We start from the raw sequence: 1,154 nt of genomic DNA on the forward strand, positions 1-1,154 counted from the left end.
TTTTAGCACTAGTCTTTAACCGTATGGTAGGCAAACAACCCTTTTCATTTGCTGCTCTTTGGGTGCTACAAGAATGGTTAAAAACTTGGTTATTCACAGGCTTTCCGTGGCTGTTTGTTGGTTATGCATTTACTGAAGAGTATTGGTTATCGTCCTTAGCACCCGTTGCTGGTGTTTTTGCCGTCTCTTTTGTTGCCATACTATTGGCTGCAAGTTTAGTAGAGCTACTGCTTCGACGCAGTAGTTATGCCGTCGTTTCTGTACTGTTATTAGCCATTAGCACATCATTATGGCTGGTCAATCCGCAATGGACAAAACCTAAGGGCACACCTGATCTGTCAGTGTCATTGATTCAAGGTAATATTTCACAAGATATAAAGTGGCTGACGCAATATCAATTAGAAACGCTAAAGATTTATGCGAAGTTAACGCGCACTGAGTGGGGACGTGATGTGGTGGTGTGGCCTGAATCATCTATTCCGATGTTTCAGGATGAGGCTGCGGGCTTTATTAGTGAAATGATAGAAATGGCCAATGCGACCAATACGACATGGATAACTGGTATCCCTTATAAGGATAAAGCGGCATTCAATGCCAGTACGGATAAGTATCCCCCATTTTACAATAGCGTGATTGCTCGAGGTGTAGAAGCGGAAGGCCTATACAAGAAGCAGCGTCTAGTGCCTTTTGGAGAGTATATTCCATTTGAAGGCGTGCTCGATATTTTCCCAAGTTTGGCCGGTAGTCAGGATATTAAGAGCTATAGTCGTGGTAGTGATCAGCAGTCACCGCTAAAGGTGCGTGAACACAATATAGGGACGGCTATCTGTTATGAGGTAGCTTATCCAGATACCACGCGTAAAAATGCCATCGATACTGACTTTTTGTTGACCGTCTCTAACGATGCCTGGTTTGGCACTTCAGCAGGACCATTGCAACATTTGCAAATGGTACAAATGCGCGCGCTTGAGAACGGGCGCTGGTTTATTCGAGCGACCAATACTGGTGTTACCGCTATCATTAACCATAAAGGTCGTATTGTAAAACGCGCACCGCAGTTTGAGCGTACTGTACTACGTGGTGAGATACAGGCACGGGTTGGTAACACGCCCTTTATGCTTATGGGAAATTATCCTATCTTGATAATAATAACC

At 44.2% G+C, this 1,154-nt stretch carries 1 protein-coding gene; it reads left to right on the top strand.

The annotated features are described in order from the left end of the window. Positions 1-1,154 (top strand): apolipoprotein N-acyltransferase (gene lnt / locus ACQKCG_RS13795; protein WP_427585491.1); only part of this gene is annotated, 1,154 nt, incomplete at both ends.

The sequence above is a fragment of the Psychrobacter sp. NPDC078929 genome (assembly GCF_050267985.1).
Taxonomy (GTDB): Bacteria; Pseudomonadota; Gammaproteobacteria; order Pseudomonadales; family Moraxellaceae; genus Psychrobacter.